This window comes from Microbacterium sp. BK668 (assembly GCF_004362195.1).
Classification (GTDB): domain Bacteria; phylum Actinomycetota; class Actinomycetes; order Actinomycetales; family Microbacteriaceae; genus Microbacterium.
The window spans coordinates 50,244-66,094 of record NZ_SNWG01000003.1 but is presented as its reverse complement, the minus strand read 5'-3'; the positions used below and the strand labels follow the sequence as shown (position 1 = coordinate 66,094).

General features: G+C 69.2%; 15 protein-coding genes. 11 read left to right on the top strand and 4 right to left on the bottom strand.

Features of this window, described 5'->3' with window-relative positions; genetic code table 11:
* The first annotated feature begins 156 nt into the window (after nucleotides 1–156).
* The 4 genes from EV279_RS15745 to EV279_RS15730 all read left to right on the top strand — a co-directional run bounded on the left by EV279_RS15745 (nucleotide 157) and on the right by EV279_RS15730 (nucleotide 4,313).
* Entirely contained in the window at nucleotides 157–1,788 is a 1,632-nt protein-coding gene (locus tag EV279_RS15745) for a molybdopterin-dependent oxidoreductase (RefSeq protein ID WP_243728651.1), read from the top strand.
* 37 nt (nucleotides 1,789–1,825) lie between these two features.
* On the top strand, nucleotides 1,826–2,506 hold the full coding sequence (locus tag EV279_RS15740; RefSeq protein WP_133545709.1) for a DUF2461 domain-containing protein: 681 nt from the start codon (nucleotides 1,826–1,828) through the stop codon (nucleotides 2,504–2,506).
* A 169-nt stretch (nucleotides 2,507–2,675) separates the two neighbouring features.
* Nucleotides 2,676–3,062, top strand: a complete 387-nt coding sequence (locus EV279_RS15735) for a YciI family protein (protein WP_133545707.1) — start codon at nucleotides 2,676–2,678, stop codon at nucleotides 3,060–3,062.
* A gap of 9 nt (nucleotides 3,063–3,071) precedes the next feature.
* Nucleotides 3,072–4,313 carry a sigma-70 family RNA polymerase sigma factor gene (locus EV279_RS15730; protein ID WP_133545705.1) on the top strand — a complete coding sequence of 414 codons (1,242 nt, stop codon included), beginning with the start codon at nucleotides 3,072–3,074 and terminating at the stop codon, nucleotides 4,311–4,313.
* 271 nt (nucleotides 4,314–4,584) lie between these two features.
* Here EV279_RS15730 and EV279_RS15725 read toward each other — a convergent pair whose 3' ends face one another.
* Complete coding sequence (locus tag EV279_RS15725; RefSeq protein WP_133545927.1) at nucleotides 4,585–4,968, bottom strand: hypothetical protein; 384 nt, start codon at nucleotides 4,966–4,968, stop codon at nucleotides 4,585–4,587.
* Nucleotides 4,969–5,089: 121 nt separating this feature from the next.
* Here EV279_RS15725 and merB point away from each other — a divergent pair, with 121 nt between their 5' ends.
* Nucleotides 5,090–5,755, top strand: a complete 666-nt coding sequence (merB, locus tag EV279_RS15720) for an organomercurial lyase (protein WP_133545703.1) — start codon at nucleotides 5,090–5,092, stop codon at nucleotides 5,753–5,755.
* A gap of 68 nt (nucleotides 5,756–5,823) precedes the next feature.
* Here the strand turns inward: merB and EV279_RS15715 are convergent, their stop codons facing one another.
* On the bottom strand, nucleotides 5,824–6,909 hold the full coding sequence (locus EV279_RS15715) for an alpha-hydroxy acid oxidase (protein ID WP_133545701.1): 1,086 nt from the start codon (nucleotides 6,907–6,909) through the stop codon (nucleotides 5,824–5,826).
* A 99-nt stretch (nucleotides 6,910–7,008) separates the two neighbouring features.
* On the bottom strand, nucleotides 7,009–7,485 hold the full coding sequence (locus EV279_RS15710; RefSeq protein ID WP_133545699.1) for a DNA alkylation repair protein: 477 nt from the start codon (nucleotides 7,483–7,485) through the stop codon (nucleotides 7,009–7,011).
* A gap of 634 nt (nucleotides 7,486–8,119) precedes the next feature.
* On the opposite strand from EV279_RS15710, the gene EV279_RS15705 reads away from it, so the two are divergent.
* Nucleotides 8,120–9,817 (top strand): hypothetical protein, encoded by a 1,698-nt coding sequence (locus tag EV279_RS15705; protein WP_133545697.1) that lies wholly within the window; start codon nucleotides 8,120–8,122, stop codon nucleotides 9,815–9,817.
* A gap of 74 nt (nucleotides 9,818–9,891) precedes the next feature.
* Here the strand turns inward: EV279_RS15705 and EV279_RS15700 are convergent, their stop codons facing one another.
* A complete protein-coding gene (locus tag EV279_RS15700; RefSeq protein ID WP_133545695.1) occupies nucleotides 9,892–10,524 on the bottom strand; it encodes an MBL fold metallo-hydrolase in 633 nt (210 codons plus the stop codon).
* A gap of 150 nt (nucleotides 10,525–10,674) precedes the next feature.
* Here EV279_RS15700 and EV279_RS17175 point away from each other — a divergent pair, with 150 nt between their 5' ends.
* The 5 genes from EV279_RS17175 to EV279_RS15675 all read left to right on the top strand — a co-directional run.
* Complete coding sequence (locus tag EV279_RS17175; protein WP_347876865.1) at nucleotides 10,675–11,262, top strand: VOC family protein; 588 nt, start codon at nucleotides 10,675–10,677, stop codon at nucleotides 11,260–11,262.
* A gap of 66 nt (nucleotides 11,263–11,328) precedes the next feature.
* Nucleotides 11,329–11,736 carry a nuclear transport factor 2 family protein gene (locus EV279_RS15690; RefSeq protein WP_347876864.1) on the top strand — a complete coding sequence of 136 codons (408 nt, stop codon included), beginning with the start codon at nucleotides 11,329–11,331 and terminating at the stop codon, nucleotides 11,734–11,736.
* A gap of 228 nt (nucleotides 11,737–11,964) precedes the next feature.
* Nucleotides 11,965–13,794: a hypothetical protein gene (locus tag EV279_RS15685; protein WP_133545692.1), complete on the top strand. Its 1,830-nt coding sequence runs from the start codon at nucleotides 11,965–11,967 to the stop codon at nucleotides 13,792–13,794.
* Between the two features lie 22 nt (nucleotides 13,795–13,816).
* Nucleotides 13,817–14,794 (top strand): hypothetical protein, encoded by a 978-nt coding sequence (locus EV279_RS15680; RefSeq protein WP_133545691.1) that lies wholly within the window; start codon nucleotides 13,817–13,819, stop codon nucleotides 14,792–14,794.
* Nucleotides 14,795–14,963: 169 nt separating this feature from the next.
* Nucleotides 14,964–15,851: cell wall-binding repeat-containing protein (locus EV279_RS15675; RefSeq protein ID WP_133545690.1), on the top strand; the 888-nt coding region annotated here is incomplete at its 3' end.

Below are 15,851 nucleotides of genomic sequence, written 5' to 3'. Positions count from 1 at the left end.
TTCCCGCGTCGTGAAAGAGCGATGGATGCCGTCGCCCCGAGCGCTCCCGAGCGCTCGGGGGACGCCCCGCACAGCGCGATCGCCCTCCCGCGCCGATCCGATCGCGTCCTGACTCCGAACAAACCCTCGAGCCCTCGGCTCGCGGAGGGGGGCAGCGTGACCAGGACTGTCGGACGGTGGAAGTTCCTCGCGCTGTCGGCGCTCGCCGGCGTGATCAGCGGCGTCGCGTTCCTCGCAGCCGCCGAGCTCGTCGCCCTCCTCGTCGCGCGCGAGGCCAGTCCGATCCTCGCGGTCGGCTCGTTCGTGATCGACGTCGTGCCGCAGCCGCTCAAGGAGTTCGCGATCTCGACCTTCGGCGAGTACGACAAAGCGGCTCTGCTGGCGGGCCTCGGCCTCGCCGTGGTGATCGCGTCGGCGATCGCCGGCGTGCTGCAGTTCCTCCGGCCGCCGCTCGGACCGGTCGCGCTGGCCGTCGCCGGGGCGCTGTCGCTCGCGGCGATCGTCACCCGGGCGGGAGCGAGCCCGCTCGCCTTCCTCGCCCCGGTCGCCGGCACCGTCGTCGGGTCGTTCCTCCTCGTGGCGCTCTGCCGCCGGCTGCGGCGGTGGGAGCGGTCCGCGGCGCCGCGAGCCGGGGCGGCTCACTTCCTGGACGCCAGGGACGACGACGCTTCCGACGCCGCCCACGACGCCGACCCCGGTGGGGAGCGTTCTCCGCGCGGGATCGATCGGCGCGGATTCTTCCTGCTCGCGGGCATCGCCGCGGCATCCGCCGTCGTGGTCGGCGTGACCGCGCGAGCGGTGAGCATGGCGACCTCGTCGGTCGAGGCGATCCGCGGCGCCCTGCGCCTGCCCGCTCCGCGGACGACCGTCGCGGTGCCGGAGGGCGCCGAGCTCGGCATCCCGGGAATCACGCCGCTGTTCACGCCGAACGAGGATTTCTACCGGGTCGACACAGCGCTCACGGTCCCGACGATCGATCCCGGCACCTGGCGGCTCGTCGTCGACGGCATGGTCGACGAGCGGGTCGAGATCGGTTTCGACGAACTCGTCGCCATGGGGCTCGACGAGTACGCGATCACCCTGACCTGCGTGTCGAACGTCGTGGGCGGTGAGCTCGTCGGCAACGCCCGGTGGCTCGGCGTGCCCGTGCGCGACATCCTCCGTCTGGCGGGCCCGCAGTCGGGCGCCGACATGGTGCTCTCCCGCAGCGTCGACGGGTACACCGCGTCGACGCCCCTCTCGGCGCTCACCGATGACGGGCTGGACGCGATCCTGGCGGTCGCGATGAACGGCGAGCCGCTCCCCCTCGAGCACGGGTTCCCGGTGCGGATGGTCGTGCCCGGCCTCTACGGATACGTGTCGGCCACCAAGTGGCTCACCGAGCTGAAGGTCACGACGTTCGCGCAGGACGAGGCGTACTGGACGCCGCGAGGCTACAGCGCCGAGGCGCCCATCAAGTTCTCCTCCCGGATCGACACCCCGAAGATCAGCAAGCCCGTCTCCGCGGGCCGGATTCCGATCGCCGGCGTGGCGTGGGCGCAATCGGTCGGCATCGAGCGCGTCGAGGTCAGCATCGACGACGGCGACTGGCAGGTCGCGACGCTCTCGAACCCCATCAACGCCGACACGTGGGTGCAGTGGTTTCTCGAGTGGGACGCGACGCCCGGCACGCATTACGTCACCGTGCGGGCGGTGAACAAGAAGGGGGAGCTTCAGATCCAGGAGTCGGCCCCGATCGCCCCGGATGGATCGACCGGCTGGCAGCGCTCCCTGATCTCCGTTACGTGATCGGGATGCCGCGGCATCCACTCGCTACGATCGGCGGGTGGGATTCGAAGGACTCGACCGCGACGCCGTCTCGTTCTACGCCGAGCTTCGCGGCGACAACACGAAGGCGTGGTGGCAGGCCAACAAGGCGCGCTACGACTCGGCGGTCCGCGGGCCTTTCGAAGCTCTCGGCGCGGAACTCGAGCCGGAGTTCGGCGCGGTGAAGATCTTCCGTCCGTATCGAGACGTCCGGTTCAGCGCCGACAAGACCCCGTACAAGCTGCACATCGGCATGGTCACGCAGGCGACCCCGGCGCACTATGTCCAGCTGAGCGAGGACGGGCTCATGCTGGGCGGCGGCGTCTACGACGTGCCGCCCGTGGCGCTGGCTCGCTTCCGCGAGGCCGTCGACGACCCGCGCACCGCCGAGGACCTCGATGCGCTGCTCGCGGAGCTCGGCGGCGCAGGCTTCGCGCTCTCGCGCGAGGACGCCCTGAAGACCGCGCCCCGCGGCTACCGTGCCGATCACCCGCGCCTGGACCTGCTGCAGCTCAGACGACTCGCGATCGGCAGACGCGAGGCCCCCGCCGAGTGGATGTGGACGCCGGACGCGTACGACATCATCGCCGACGACTGGCGGACCATCTCCACGTGGTGCGCCTGGCTGGCCGACACCCTGGGCGCCGAGCTGTTCGAGGCCGCACAGGCGTCCAGGCGCGGCCGCGGCGACCAGCGGTGACGCCCTCTACGCTGTCGCTCGCACGGAAACCTCGATGAGATCCGCGGAAATCCTCGGCGATAGTGTCCTCTTCGAAGGGCGCCGTTCGTTGATCACGTGAGCGACCCGCTCGGGCCGCGACAACCGAGGAGCCACGATCTGGCCCTCGCCCCGACAAGAGGAGACGCACGTGCCGAAGTATCTGATCGCATTCAACGACGAGTGGGTGCCGCCGCACACTGCCGACCAGCTGACGGCGAAGAGCGAAGCCTCGCGCGCCGTGCTCGCCGACATGGAGGAGGCAGGCGTCTTCCTCTTCGCCGAGGGCGGGATCGACGCATCCACGGCGGTCTTCAGCGTCGTGAACAGGGACGGGCAGCCGGTCTTCACCGATGGACCGTTCGTCGAGACCAAGGAGCACCTCGGCGGGTTCACCGTCGTGGAGGTGGCCGACGACGAGGCCGCGCGCTACTGGGCCGGCCGTCTGGCCGTTGCCCTGGACTGGCCCCAGGAGGTGCACCGGTTCCCCTCCGGCCTCGACGACATCATCGAGAGGCACGCGGCTGAGAGCGAGTGACGCGGGGCCGTGGCGGAATCGGCCGTAGACGAGGCGATCGCCCGTGCTCACCGCGAGGAGTGGGCGCGGCTGGTGTCGGGGCTGGCCCGTCGCTTCGGTGACCTCGATGTCGCCGAAGACGCAGCGGCCGAGGCCATGGTCGCCGCCGTGGAGCGGTGGCCGCGCGACGGCATCCCACCCAACCCGGGCGCGTGGCTCACCACGACGGCGACACGCAAGGCGATCGATCGACTGCGTCGCGAGTCGCACCGCGATGTCAAGCAACAGGCGGCATGGATGCTGTCAGACGACTCTCCCCCCGAGCCGACCGGCCCCGTCGAGGACGACCGGCTCCGGCTTGTCTTCACCTGCTGCCACCCCACGCTGGCGGTGGAGGGCCGGGTCGCGCTGACCCTGCGCCTCCTGGGCGGACTGACCGTCGCTCAGATCGCGAACGCGTTCCTGGTGCCCGAGGCCACGATGGCGAAACGGATCACTCGGGCGAAGGCGAAGCTCAAGGCCGAGCGCGTTCCCTTCCGCGTGCCGTCGGCTGCCGACGTCCGCGATCGCCTGTCCGGCGTGCTCGCCGTGCTGTACCTGATCTTCAACGAGGGCTACCTCGCCACCGCCGGCGACGACGCCCTCCGCGTCGACCTCACCGAGGAAGCCATCCGCCTGTGTCGCCTCCTGCGCGAGCTCCTTCCGGATGAGGGCGAGGTGACCGGGCTCCTCGCGCTCATGCTGCTCATCGACGCCCGGCGTCCCGCGCGGGTCTCCCGCTCCGGCGAGCTCGTGACCCTCGAGGAGCAGGACCGCGGCGCATGGAACCGCGCCCTGATCGACGAGGGCCGCAGCCTCGTTCGCGAACGGATCGCCGCCGTCGCCGCCGGCGCGCGGGCACCCGGGCCGTATCAGCTGCTGGCCGCGATCAACGCGGTCCACACCGCATCCCCGTCGGCGCGCGACACGGACTGGTCGCAGATCGCCGCCCTCTACGACCGGCTGATGGCGATCGACCCCTCCCCGATCGTGCGGCTCAACCGCGCGATCGCGATCGCCGAGCTGGACGGCCCCGAGGTCGCGCTCGCCGACCTCGATCGTCTCGGCGAGCCGCTCGACGGGTATCACGCCTACCACGCCGCGCGGGCCGATCTGCTTCGACGGGTGGGGCGAGGGGATGCCTCGCGCGCGGCCTATGACCGCGCCATCCAGCTCGCCGGCAACACCGCGGAGCGGGCCTATCTGACCCGCCGTCGCGACCAGCTCGCGTGACGCTCGCGCCGAGGGCGCACCTATTCGTGGCGCTCGGCGGGTCTGATCGTGTGGGTCGGGTAGTCCCAGCGACGGACGACGCGCGGCGGCTCGGGTTCGTCAGCCCTGCCTTCCTGCTCGACCACGCCGGGGCGTGGCGCCGGGACCCGCACGGCCTTACTGCTCTTCCCAGGAGACTGCATCATCGCTCTACCTCCTGAGGCGACGATGCGCCGCCCGGCGGGCCATGTCAAGGGAGCTCCTCGTGGCTCCGCCCGGAGGCCGGGAGCCGCTACCCCGTCGCCCAGACGGCCCAGACGATCAGGACCGGCTGGAGGAACAGCCGTACGAGCCGGGCGCGGTCGGTCCGGAGCATCGGCGCCGGGCGACCCGTCCGCCACTGGTGGACATTCCCCGGGAAGACCGCGGCGAAGAACGCGGCGACGAGCCAGCCGACGCTCCGCTGGCGCGGGATGGTCGCCACCGCGCCCGCCAGCATCAGCTCGGCGACGCCGGAGCCGACGACGATCGCGTCTTTGTCGAGACCGGTGACGCGGGTCGACCAGTCGGGCACGACGATGCGGTAGCCGCGCCTCCCCCACGTCAGGTGCGACAAGCCCGCGGCCGCGAGCAGCGTCACGAGCAGCCATCGCGCCACGGCGCGCCAGGGTGCCATCGGATCCGCGGGCGCCTTCACGCCTCGACGCTACCCCCGGAACGCCGGGCACGTGGAGGTGATGGAGCAGTACGATCAGCCACGTCTGGGACATCTCGCGATCGCAAGAAGGAGGAAGCGGATGTCAGAACGCGACGAGGCGGTTCGGCTCGCCATCTACCACGGCTTCGCGGAGTCGGGTGCAGCGCCGTCGCGGACGCAGCTAGCCGAGTCGCTCGACCTCACCCATGAGGAGGTGGATGCCGCGATCCGCGCGCTCGCGGCCGCTCGCCACCTCGCGCTCGGCGCCGGCGGCGCCATCGTTCTCGCGCACCCGTTCGCCACCCGCAACTTCGGCTTCTCCGTCATGGGTGAGAACGTCATGTGGTGGGGCGGCTGCGCCTGGGACTCGTTCGCGATCCCGAACCTCGTCACCGCAGAGCCCTCCGTACTCGTCGCGACCACGTGCCCGGGCTGCGGGAGTCCGCACGCCTGGACCGTGACGAACCAGGGTCCGCCCGAGGGCGACCAGGTCGCGCACTTCCTCACCGATGTGCACCACATCTGGGACGACGTCATCCACGCGTGCGACAACCAGCGCATCTTCTGCTCGCACTACTGCGTCGACCGCTGGCTCGAAGCGACCGGCAACGTCAAGGGCGCCGTGTTCGACCTCGCCACGCTCTGGCGGCTGGCGGCGCACTGGTACGACGGCCGGCTCGACTCGCCCTACCGCCGCCGCGAGCCGGACGAGGCATCCGCCTACTTCGCCTCGGTCGGCCTGACCGGCCCGTTCTGGGGCAACTGACGTCGGCCTGAACCGCGACCGACGCTGCTCGATCTCTCGGGCCTCGGGGTGCGGTTGACGTCGACCGACTATGACGCGCGGGGCGCGAGCACGGACGCATCGATGTCCTCGATCGTCGCCGCCCCGGTGATGGCCATGACCTCCGCGAGCTCATCCCGCAGAATCCGCAAGACGCGCTCCACCCCATCCGCGCCGCCGGCGGCCAGACCCCACAGCACAGGGCGACCGACCAGCACGCTTCTGGCCCCGAGCGCCAGCGCGCGCAGCACATCGGCGCCTGAGCGGATGCCGCTGTCGGCATAGATCTCGATTTCCGACCCCACCGCATCGACGATCGAGGGAAGCGCGTGAGCAACCGGCTGAGACGATCGGAGACCCTGACCGGCGTGGTTCGAGACGATGATGGCGGCCGCACCGCTGTCGCGAGCGAGGAGTGCATCCTCCGGCCGAATGACCCCCTTCAGGATGAGCGGCAGGTCGGAGAGTCCACGGAGCCATTCCAGATCCGCCCACGTGACGCCGGCGTCGGGAAAGGTGGAGCCGAACGGCTTATCCCGGTAGTCGCGCACCACGTACATCGCATGCTCGTCCGAGCTCCATCGCTGGAAGAGCTCCGCCATCGCCTCTCTCATGGGCCGAGGGAAGGCGGGCATGACCGGGAGATCGACGGTCAGGCACAGCGCGGAGGCGCCCGACGCGACGGCCCGCGCGACCACGTCACGCACGACCTCCCGATCCCGTACGCAGTAGAGCTGTTGCCAGTAGTGACCGGGGGCGACCGCTCCCACCTCTTCGGGCGTGCAAGTGCCGTTCATGCTCAAGGTCGTGATGGTGCCGGCGGCCATCGCCCCGCGCGCGGTCGCGACCTCCCCTTCCGGATGCACGAAGCTCGAACCGACGAACGGCGCGGTGATGATCGGCATCGAGATGCGATCACCGAGAACCGTGACGGACGTGTCGACATCGCGTACGTCGACGAGCGCCCGCGGGCGAAGGTGGATGCTGCTCCACGCGCCGATGTCATCGTGAAGCGTCTTCTCCATGCCCTTGTTGTTGACGAAGTCGCGGTAGGGCGCCGGCATCACCTGCTCGGCGACGGCGCGGACCTCGTCGACGTCGAAGAGATCGTCAACACTCGTCATCGTTGTCGTCATCGGTGGTCTCCTTCGAGCTCGCCGGCAGCCATTGCGCCGACGCGTCGGAGTGTAGCCACGACCGGCGGATCGCCGTAAGCGAATTTTCCGCGCCGAGACTCAGAGAAGCGCAGCCGCAGCTCGGAGGCCCTCGGCATCCGCCGAAGCCCAGCGCGTCACGATGCGTCGGGCGCGCTCGGCCTCCACGCCGGTCAGCCGGGCGAGGAGCGGTCGCACGACGTCCACGGTGAGCGGCTCGATGAGCTCTGGGATGCGGGCGTCGCGGAGGAACCCCTCCATGCGCGTCAGGTCGTTTCCGCTGAGTGTGTCCACCTGGCCCTGAAGGAGCACGATCGCGGCGAGGCGGCGCTCGAAGACCGGTGTCGCCCACAGCTCCGACGCGAGCGCGGTGATCTCATCGTGCTGGAGTCCGCGATGTCGACGGAGCGCGTCGCGCACAGTACCGCGGACCGCGCCGACGGAGGCGCCGTAGACCCGCAGCCCGCCCACCGACGCATCCCCGTCCGCCCAGGTGCGCCACTCCGATGCCTCGGACCGCAGCGTGCGGTCGATGAAGGCAGCGGCCGGTGAATCCACGTCACCATCCTCGCTCTCCGGGCCGTGACGTCGGCACGGACAGCTGACACGGCGGCCGGGCGATGGCCTCGGGCAGTACCCGATGCCCCATGGGGCACCACCTTCCGCGCCCTCGCATGAAACGCTCTAGCATCTGGTTATGGAGGCTTCCGACGGGAGCGACGTCCGGCTGATCTGCCTGAAGTGCGGCGAGAAGAACCCGCAGACGGCGGACTTCTGCTGGAAATGCGACTCCTATCTGGGATGGGACCGCGGCGGGACCACCCTCGACGGCGTACCGCTTGCGGCCGATGCACCCCACGTCCTCGAAGCGGCGCCGATCGCAGACGACCGCGCCGGCACCGGCGCGGCCGGCCCGGGCGGCGAGTCGGATCCACGGGAGCCCGCGGACGAGGCATCCGCTCTCCTACCGCCACCGCCACCGCCGCCGCCACCACCGCCGCCGCCACCGCCACCGCTCCCAGCTTCCGCCGAGAGGGTCGCGGCGGATGCTGGACCTCCGCCTCAACCGGTGTCCGGCGCCGATCACGGGGCGTCGCGGGCAGATCCGAGTCGCGCGGCGCCGGCGTCGCCCCAGCCGTGGCAGCCTGAGGCTCTGCAGCCCGAAGTCGGAAGCCGTGGGCTCACGATCGAGGTGATCCCCGGATCGACCGCGACCGCAACGCTCGAGGTGCGCAATCCGTCGACCGTCGTGGATGGGTACGTCTTCGCTCCCGTGGACCCGCCGCCGTGGCTTCTCGTCACTCATGACGACGCCCACCTGATGCCGGGTGAAGCCCGCACCGTCACCGTCGCGTTCGGCACCCGTCCCGGCGGGATGATCGTCGCGCAGCGCCTGCAGATGACCCTGGCCGTGCGGTCCGAGGACAACCCGGCCATGGCGACCGAGGTCGAGGTCGCGATCACGGTGCCGCCGCAGGGTCCGACGGCATCGATGGAGGTGACGCCGAGCCTCCTTCGGCTCGACGATGTCGCACTCGGCTCGTTCCGGGTCCGACTGGACAACCGGCTGGCGAACTACCCTCAGCGCTTCGCTCTGCGCGGTCGCGATCCGGAGAAGGCGGTGCAGTTCTCCTTCTCGCCCTCGATCGTCGAGGTGGGACCCGGACAGCTCGTCGAGGTGGACGGGTTGTTCACGGTCCCGCCGATCCGGCACGGTGAGGAACTCAGCCGTCAGCTCACGATCCTCGCGGTCAACGACGCTACGGAGATCACCGCGATCGTCACGCTGTTGCAGCGCCGATCTCCCGCCGAGCCGTTCGTGCCGATCGGCCTGGAACTCGCGCCGAGTCGTCTCTCGATGATCGACGACAGCATCGCGGATTTCGACGTGCGGATAGACAACCGCAACGGAAGCACGCCCCGGACGCTCGACCTGCACGGGCGGGACCCCGAGGATCGGGCACGCTTCGCGTTCACGCCCGCCCACGTCGTCGTGCCGGCCCGCGGAGAGGTCGTCGTGCGGGGAAGGATCAGCGTGACGCCTCCGCCCGCCGGCGAGTCGAGGTCGGTGTCGTTCTCCGTGGTCACGTCGGACGAAGGGCGCGACGTCGAGGCCCCGGGGACCGTGGAGGTGACGTCGTCGCCTCCCGCACTGCGCACGGCCACTCTGCAGATGGAGCCCGCAGTGTTGAACATCCGCGGCGCTCGGAGCGGGGCGTTCCGCTTGCAGATCGACAACCGCCGGAGCGCACGTCCGCTCGACGTCGCCCTGGCGGGTCATTCGTCGGACGGCGCGGTCGAGTTCCGCTTCGTCCCCCCTCACACGCGGGTGGAGCCGCACTCCGTCGGCTCGGTCCGCGTGGAGGTCGAGGCCGCCCGCACACCCGCCTCGGAGACGAGGGCCGCACAGCTCGTCATCACCGCCCGGACCGACGAGGGCGCGATCGAGGCGTCGGCGACCCTCGTGCAGTCGCGAACCGACCGCCGTCCGATTGCCAAGGTGATCCTCGTGCTCCTTGGCTCCGCGCTGATGGCGATCGGGACGTTCTCGCCCTGGATCGCCGGCGACAGATACGGCGAATTCATCGGGATGCTGTCGTCCCCGAACTGGTCGGATGTCCCGCTCCTCGTCGCCGCGGGAGCGCACGTGCTGATCCTGCTGGTCGTGCTCGGGGCGCTGTTCGGCCTCACGGGGAGATCCGGGAGGCTCATCCGCGTCTCGGCGGTGTTCGGACTTCTTGTGGCCGTCGGCTTCGCCGTCTACACGTTCGTCGCGAGCGGAGGCCCGGAGAACGGGGGCTCGGTGGAGCTCGTGACGGGATTCTTCCTCGTGTGCGCCGGCGCCGTGCTGGCGTACATCGGCGGCCTCTTCGCCCGACCGCGTCACTGAGGCGTCCGCCGGGAGGTCCCGGGCTCCCGCCGTCCGAGCGAGGTCGCCGGGTGACGCCGGCCGCGGCCGCCGCCCTACTCGACGGGCAGCCGCTCGCTGGGCCCGAGCCTCAGGGGTCGGCCGTGCCCGAAGAGGACGAGCCGCGGTCGGAGCTCCGCCAATCGGCGGCGCGAGTCGTCGTTCAGCCGCGGATCCAAGGTGGACAACGTCGGCGGCCCGGTCACCCGCCGGATGTGGAAGAAGACGTCCCCGCATAGGAGCACTCGGTCCTCCTCTCGCCACAACGCGATATGCCCAGGGCTGTGGCCGGGCACTTCGAGGACGGTGAACCCTGCCACTTCCTCGCCCTCGCGCAACGCGCGTTGAACAGCGCACGCCTGGGGTTTCGGCATCGTTCGGCCCATAAGGCGCGACAAGACCCCGGGCTTCATCTGCGGCTTACCCGTCTCGATGGCCCGCCGGTCGGCGGCACCGGCCCACAACGGAATGGACAGGGCATCGCAGATCGCCCTGCTGGATCCGAAGTGATCAGGGTGCGCATGAGTCACCACATGTGCCTGCACAACTCGGTTCGCGACCTGCCGCAAGATCCGCTTGCGCGCCCAGACGGTGCCCGCATCGACGAGGAGATCCTCGACGAGATAGACGTTGAACAGGTGTGCCGGATGGCCGTGCAGCTGGTAGACCCCCGGAGCGACTTCGCGCATGACGGCATCCCTTCCGTTTCTGCCAACCCGCTTCGGCGATGTCCGGCGTGTGCGTTCTGAACGTGCGGGGCTGATCTCACAGCCCCTGAACAATCGGCAACGACTCCCGCTGGGACGAATATCCGCCTCAGTTCCGCCCGAGGTCAAGGCATGGGCGCGCCGGCGAGCGGCGGATGCGATGCCGAGGTGCTCGGCGCGCTCGTGGCCTCGGGCGGCGCTTCGGGCGCGTCGGCCGCAATGCCCTGTCGGGCGGCGGCTGGTCACGAGCACCGGGAGTCGAGGTCTCTACCGAGCGCCTCGCCACCGGAGTACCGTCTGGCAGGGGCCGGCGAACAGCGACAGGAGGACGAGATCATATTCGAGAATGCACGAGGCGCTGCGGTGGTCGCCGCGTCCGATCTGGCCCGGGCCCGGTCCTTCTATGAAGGAGTGCTGGGGTTGACGGCGAACGACGAGTTCCCGGATCAAGACGAGGCGGTGTTCTACGAGCTGGCAGGGACGCCGCTCATGGTCTACGCGACGTCGTATGCGGGAACGGCGAAGAACACCGTCTTCGTCATCGAGACCGACGATCTGGCCCGAGACATGGCGGCCCTGCGCGGCAAAGGTGTGGAGTTTCTGGAGTACGACTTCCCCGGACTCAAGACCGTCGACGGGGTCGCCGAGCTCAGCGGAGAGAGGTCCGCGTGGTTCGCGGACAGCGAGGGCAACATCCTCGCGCTCAGCGAGCGCACCTGAGTCGGAAGGTCACGCACGTTTCAGCGTCGACCACGATGGTGCGCGCGCGACGCCCAGAGGATTGACGTGCGGCTTCACGCGGGATTACCTGTCGGTGTGACGGAAAACGTGCGTGAGTGGATGGACCGATACCTTCAGGCATGGAACACGAATGATCCCGACGACATCCGCGCCCTCTTCACCGAGAACGCGACGTATGCGGGTGGTCCATTCGATCCGGAGCCGTGGATCGGCCGCGAGGGCATCGTCACCGCGTGGCTCGAGCACCGCGACGAGCAGGGCGAGTGGACGTTCGAGGGAGAACCGCTCGTCGCCGCGGACGGAGTCGGCATCGTCCAAGGGCGGACCGAGTATGCCGATGGCCATGTCTACGCGAATCTGTGGGTGATCCGGTTCGCCGAGGACGGGCGGGCGACCTCCTTCCTCGAGTGGTACATGGAACCCGGTCCGGTCCGCAGCGATCAGAGCGACTGACGCCGTCCCCCCTCGACCCGCGGACACCGCTCATAACTGCGGACCTCGAAGTCCTCGGGTCGACCTACGCGAGCACGAGGCCGTCTTCACGGTCGGTCGCGACGCCCCTTGTGCGGCAACGGAGCGAGTGGAATAGTTCGCGCTGGGGGAAAGAGATCTTCGCCGGCGCACCGGGAGGATGCGGGCCTGGGCGCGACGACGAGCGGGAAGACCTGGGGGTCTGTCGATATGCCCGGTCCTATCGTCCATCTGCAGAACGTGCTCGCGCTGCCGTCGTATCTCCGCGAACTGGGCGGCGATCGCGGCGGAGAGATCGCGCAGCTGCTCCAGAGTGATCCATGCAGTCCTTACGCGAACTTCGGCGCGCAGGGCCCGGACTTCCTCGTCTTCTCGCTCAAGGAGTACGGCACTCCGCTCGATGAGTTCGCCAACTTCCTCTTCGGCGTGTACGACGCGCTCGAACCGCTCATCGACTTCTACGAGGCGGTGATCGAGCCGGTCGAGGATGCGATCGACGATGCGATCACCGCCGTCGACCAGGCCCTGTTCGACGGGCTGCTGACGCAGATCGGCGACACCGGGACGCTTCTGACGTCGGCTCTGCAGACGCAGCTCGCGGCCATCGTGACGAACAACGTCGACCTCTTCTACGGCTTCTACCCCAAGGTGCAGCAGGGGAAGCCCGAGAACGAGTGGTACTGGTTCGACACGTGGCACTACCGCAAGACCGGTGAGTTCGCCTCGACGATGTGGAAGATGGCGCAGGGCGACGACGATCTCATGCGCTACGCCGTCGGCTACGCGAGCCATATCGGCGGCGATGTGGCGGGGCATCCCTTCGTCAACGCGATCGTCGGCGGTCCCTATCGCTCTCACTGGCACCGTCATCACCTCGTCGAGAACTGGATCGACGCCTACGCGCGCAAGACCGTGCCGGACTCGAAGCGGACGAAGAAGTGCCTGCGCCTCACCTCCGACGACACCTACCTCGGCGACGCCATCTCGGGCAGCTACTACTACCGGCTGTGCGAGTTCCCCGACGGTGAGCTGCCGGGCAAGCTCGCCGATCTGCTCGTGAAGGCGGTGGATGCTGTCTACACCGGCCCAGACGTGCCTCCCGCCCTCAACCAGACGGACTTCGACACGACCTACCGGCTGTGGCTGCTGTGGTTCGAGCGCGCCACGACGATCGGCTCTGCCCAGAAGCCCACGCCCGTACCACCGCCGGGATCGGCGAGCGTCTCGCTCTTCAACGACTACGCCAGCGGAGTGCCGTCGTTCCCTGGCGGAGGCGGCGGAGGCGGCGGCGGTGGCTTCAGCGTGCTGGACATCTTCGCGGCGATCTTCGGCTTCATCGGCTGGCTCATCGAGACGCTCGCCTACACGGTCACCTGGATCATCACGCACTCGATCGACATCCTGACCCTCCCGGTCACCGAGGCGCTCGCTCTCGTGAAGTGGCTGCTGTACCAGATCCAGAAGCTCGTCTGGCAGGTCTACGAGGAGGGCCGCTTCATGCTCGTCCTCGGTGCGTACCTGTCACCGGAGCCGCGCGACTTCGCCCGCGTGCCCTTCGGGACGGCGTTCATCAACACCGCCGGCGCGCACCTCACCGGCGGGCCGGCGCCGTCGTTCGCGAACTACCCCCTCAAGCAGGAGTCGCACGGCCTCTTCGGGCCGATCGAGCACCATCTCACCTACCCCGGCACGCCGCGCGAGTTCGAGGCGACGGAGGCAGCCCCGACTGTGTTCTTCGGCCAGAACCCTGACGTCGTGCTGCACGGATTCCATCCCTGGAATCCGCAGGTCGAAGACCTGTACACGGCGAAAGAGCCGTACGGCGTAGGTCCGCAGTTCACGCATTGGACCGACAGCCAGACGTGGAATGCGCACCAGTTCGGCAGCATCCCGGCCTTCAGTGCTCGGCTCATCAGCGAACGCATCGACGATCTGCCGAACTTCAACCTCGACGCCGACCGCGGCCACGGCTGGAAGACGTGGCGAGCACGCAAACCCGACATCGACGTCCAGAACCCCGTCGACGTCGACTACATCTGAGTGACGGAATCGAGGTGACGTGATGCCTGACGACCCCAAGCCAGGACAGCCCGGCCACGGCGGCGAGCCGGGGGACGACGGTCCGTTCGACGCCGTGACCCGGCTGTACATCCGCACGAACGCAGCCGACAACGGCACCGAGCCCCTGCCCGCGATCCTGACGTTCTGGACGAGCCCCGACATCCAGATCGTGAAGCCCGGTGGCGGAGTCGGCGGTGAAGCGGTCCCGCTGCAGCTCAACCACATCAAGGTGACGGTCACGAACGGCGGCGGCATCCCCGCGATCGATGCGTACGTCGACGCATGGGTGGCGGATCCCTCGACGGGCATCTCGCCCGCGACCGCGTTCCTCGTCGGCGGCGACTACGTCACCGTGCAGGCGTATTCGACGGCGAATGTGCTGCTGCCCTGGACCCCCCAGGCGACGGATGCCGGGCACCGCTGCGTGGTCGCGCGGGTCTCGCTCATCGCGCCGTTCGACAGCTACGTCGACGGCACGGTCTTCGACGTCGTGGGCGACCGGCATGTCGCGCAGCGGAACATCCAGGTGCTGGAGGTCGCGCCCGGCGAGAGGATGTCGTTCCGGTTCCTCGTCAACGCCGGCGACGGCGGCCGCGCCCTCGTGCGGGCCCGCGAGACGACGTTCGAGATGGATGCCCGCGCCCTTGCGAAGCTCGGCGGCTGCGAGGGCGGGCTGCCCGCGACGATCCCGCTCGCCGACCTCGGCGTCCGCATGCTGACCTCCCGCGAGACCCTCGCCCGCCCCAGCCTCGCAACGGATGTCCGCGTCCCGCTCGGAGTGGCCCGGGCGGTCGACCGTGCGTCCCTCGCGGCCGAGGTCGGGGCCCGGCTCGACCCCGAGAAGGCTCGGTACGCCTCCGTGACGTTCGCCGTGTCACCGGATGACGAGGTCGGGCGACTGCACGCGTTCGACGTCGTGCAGCTCGATGAGCAGGGGACTGCCCTCGGCGGGCTCTCGTTCGTCGTCCGGGTGGTGTGACAGCTCAGTCACACGTCGGCTGCGGCCTGCGTGACTGCGGGGCGAACGTCGACGACGCGGATGAAATCTGATACCGTCCGCGGAAGGAGCCGGGGGACTCCTACTGCTCTGCGATCTTCTGCCGTCCACTCGGACGGAACTCCGTGCCCCTGCCGGAAAGGATCCAGCCTTGCCTTTGCGACATGACCTGCACCGGGCCTTGGTGCTCTCCGCCGCCACACTCCTGCTGGGCGGCCTACTCGCCGGCTCGACGCTTCCAGCGAGCGCCGCAGATCTGACTTCCGCATCCATCGAATTCAGCGCGCCGCCCGTTTTCTCTTTCGACTGCGACGCCGGCACAGCGGAGATCGATGGATTCCTCGTCGGTGGGAAGCAAGGCGACCTCGACGTCACCGTCCAGGTCTTTCGGGATGAGACCTTCCCGTCAGACGCCTTCATCTATACGCCGCCGGTGTCGCAACCTTTCCGTGTCCAGATGAGCATCCCGACGGATCGGCCGTCAGAGATCAGCGTGGTGGCGAACGATGTCACAATCTGGGGACCCGAAGACACTGACTGCACCTCACCGACGCCGGCTCCGGGAAGCTACTTCGGACTTGCGACATGCGGCCCGAACGGCACCGCGCAGGCCAGAGTCGGCTACCTCAGCGATGCCACGGACATCACTTCTGTCATGGTCAGTTACGGCGACGCAAGCGACGACGGGTACGACCTCCAACTGGGGCCCTTGATCAACGGCCAATTCTGGGCGACGGTTCCGATCCAGCGCGAAGGATTGACGCCGGTCTTCGTCAACGTTCAGCGCGAAGGCGGCGTCTACATGTATGAAGGCGACCGAGACTATTCGTTTCCCGAGAGGTGCGCCGTGTCTCGCCTTTCGGGACCGGACCGGTTCGCGACCTCGGCCGCGATCAGCAAAGCCTCGTTCGACCCCGGCGTGCCCGTCGCCTACGTCACCTACGGCCGCAACTTCCCCGACGCACTGTCGGTCGCGCCGGTCGCCGGAATCCAGGGCGGCCCCATCCTCCTGACCGAGACCGACACCATCCCCGACGTC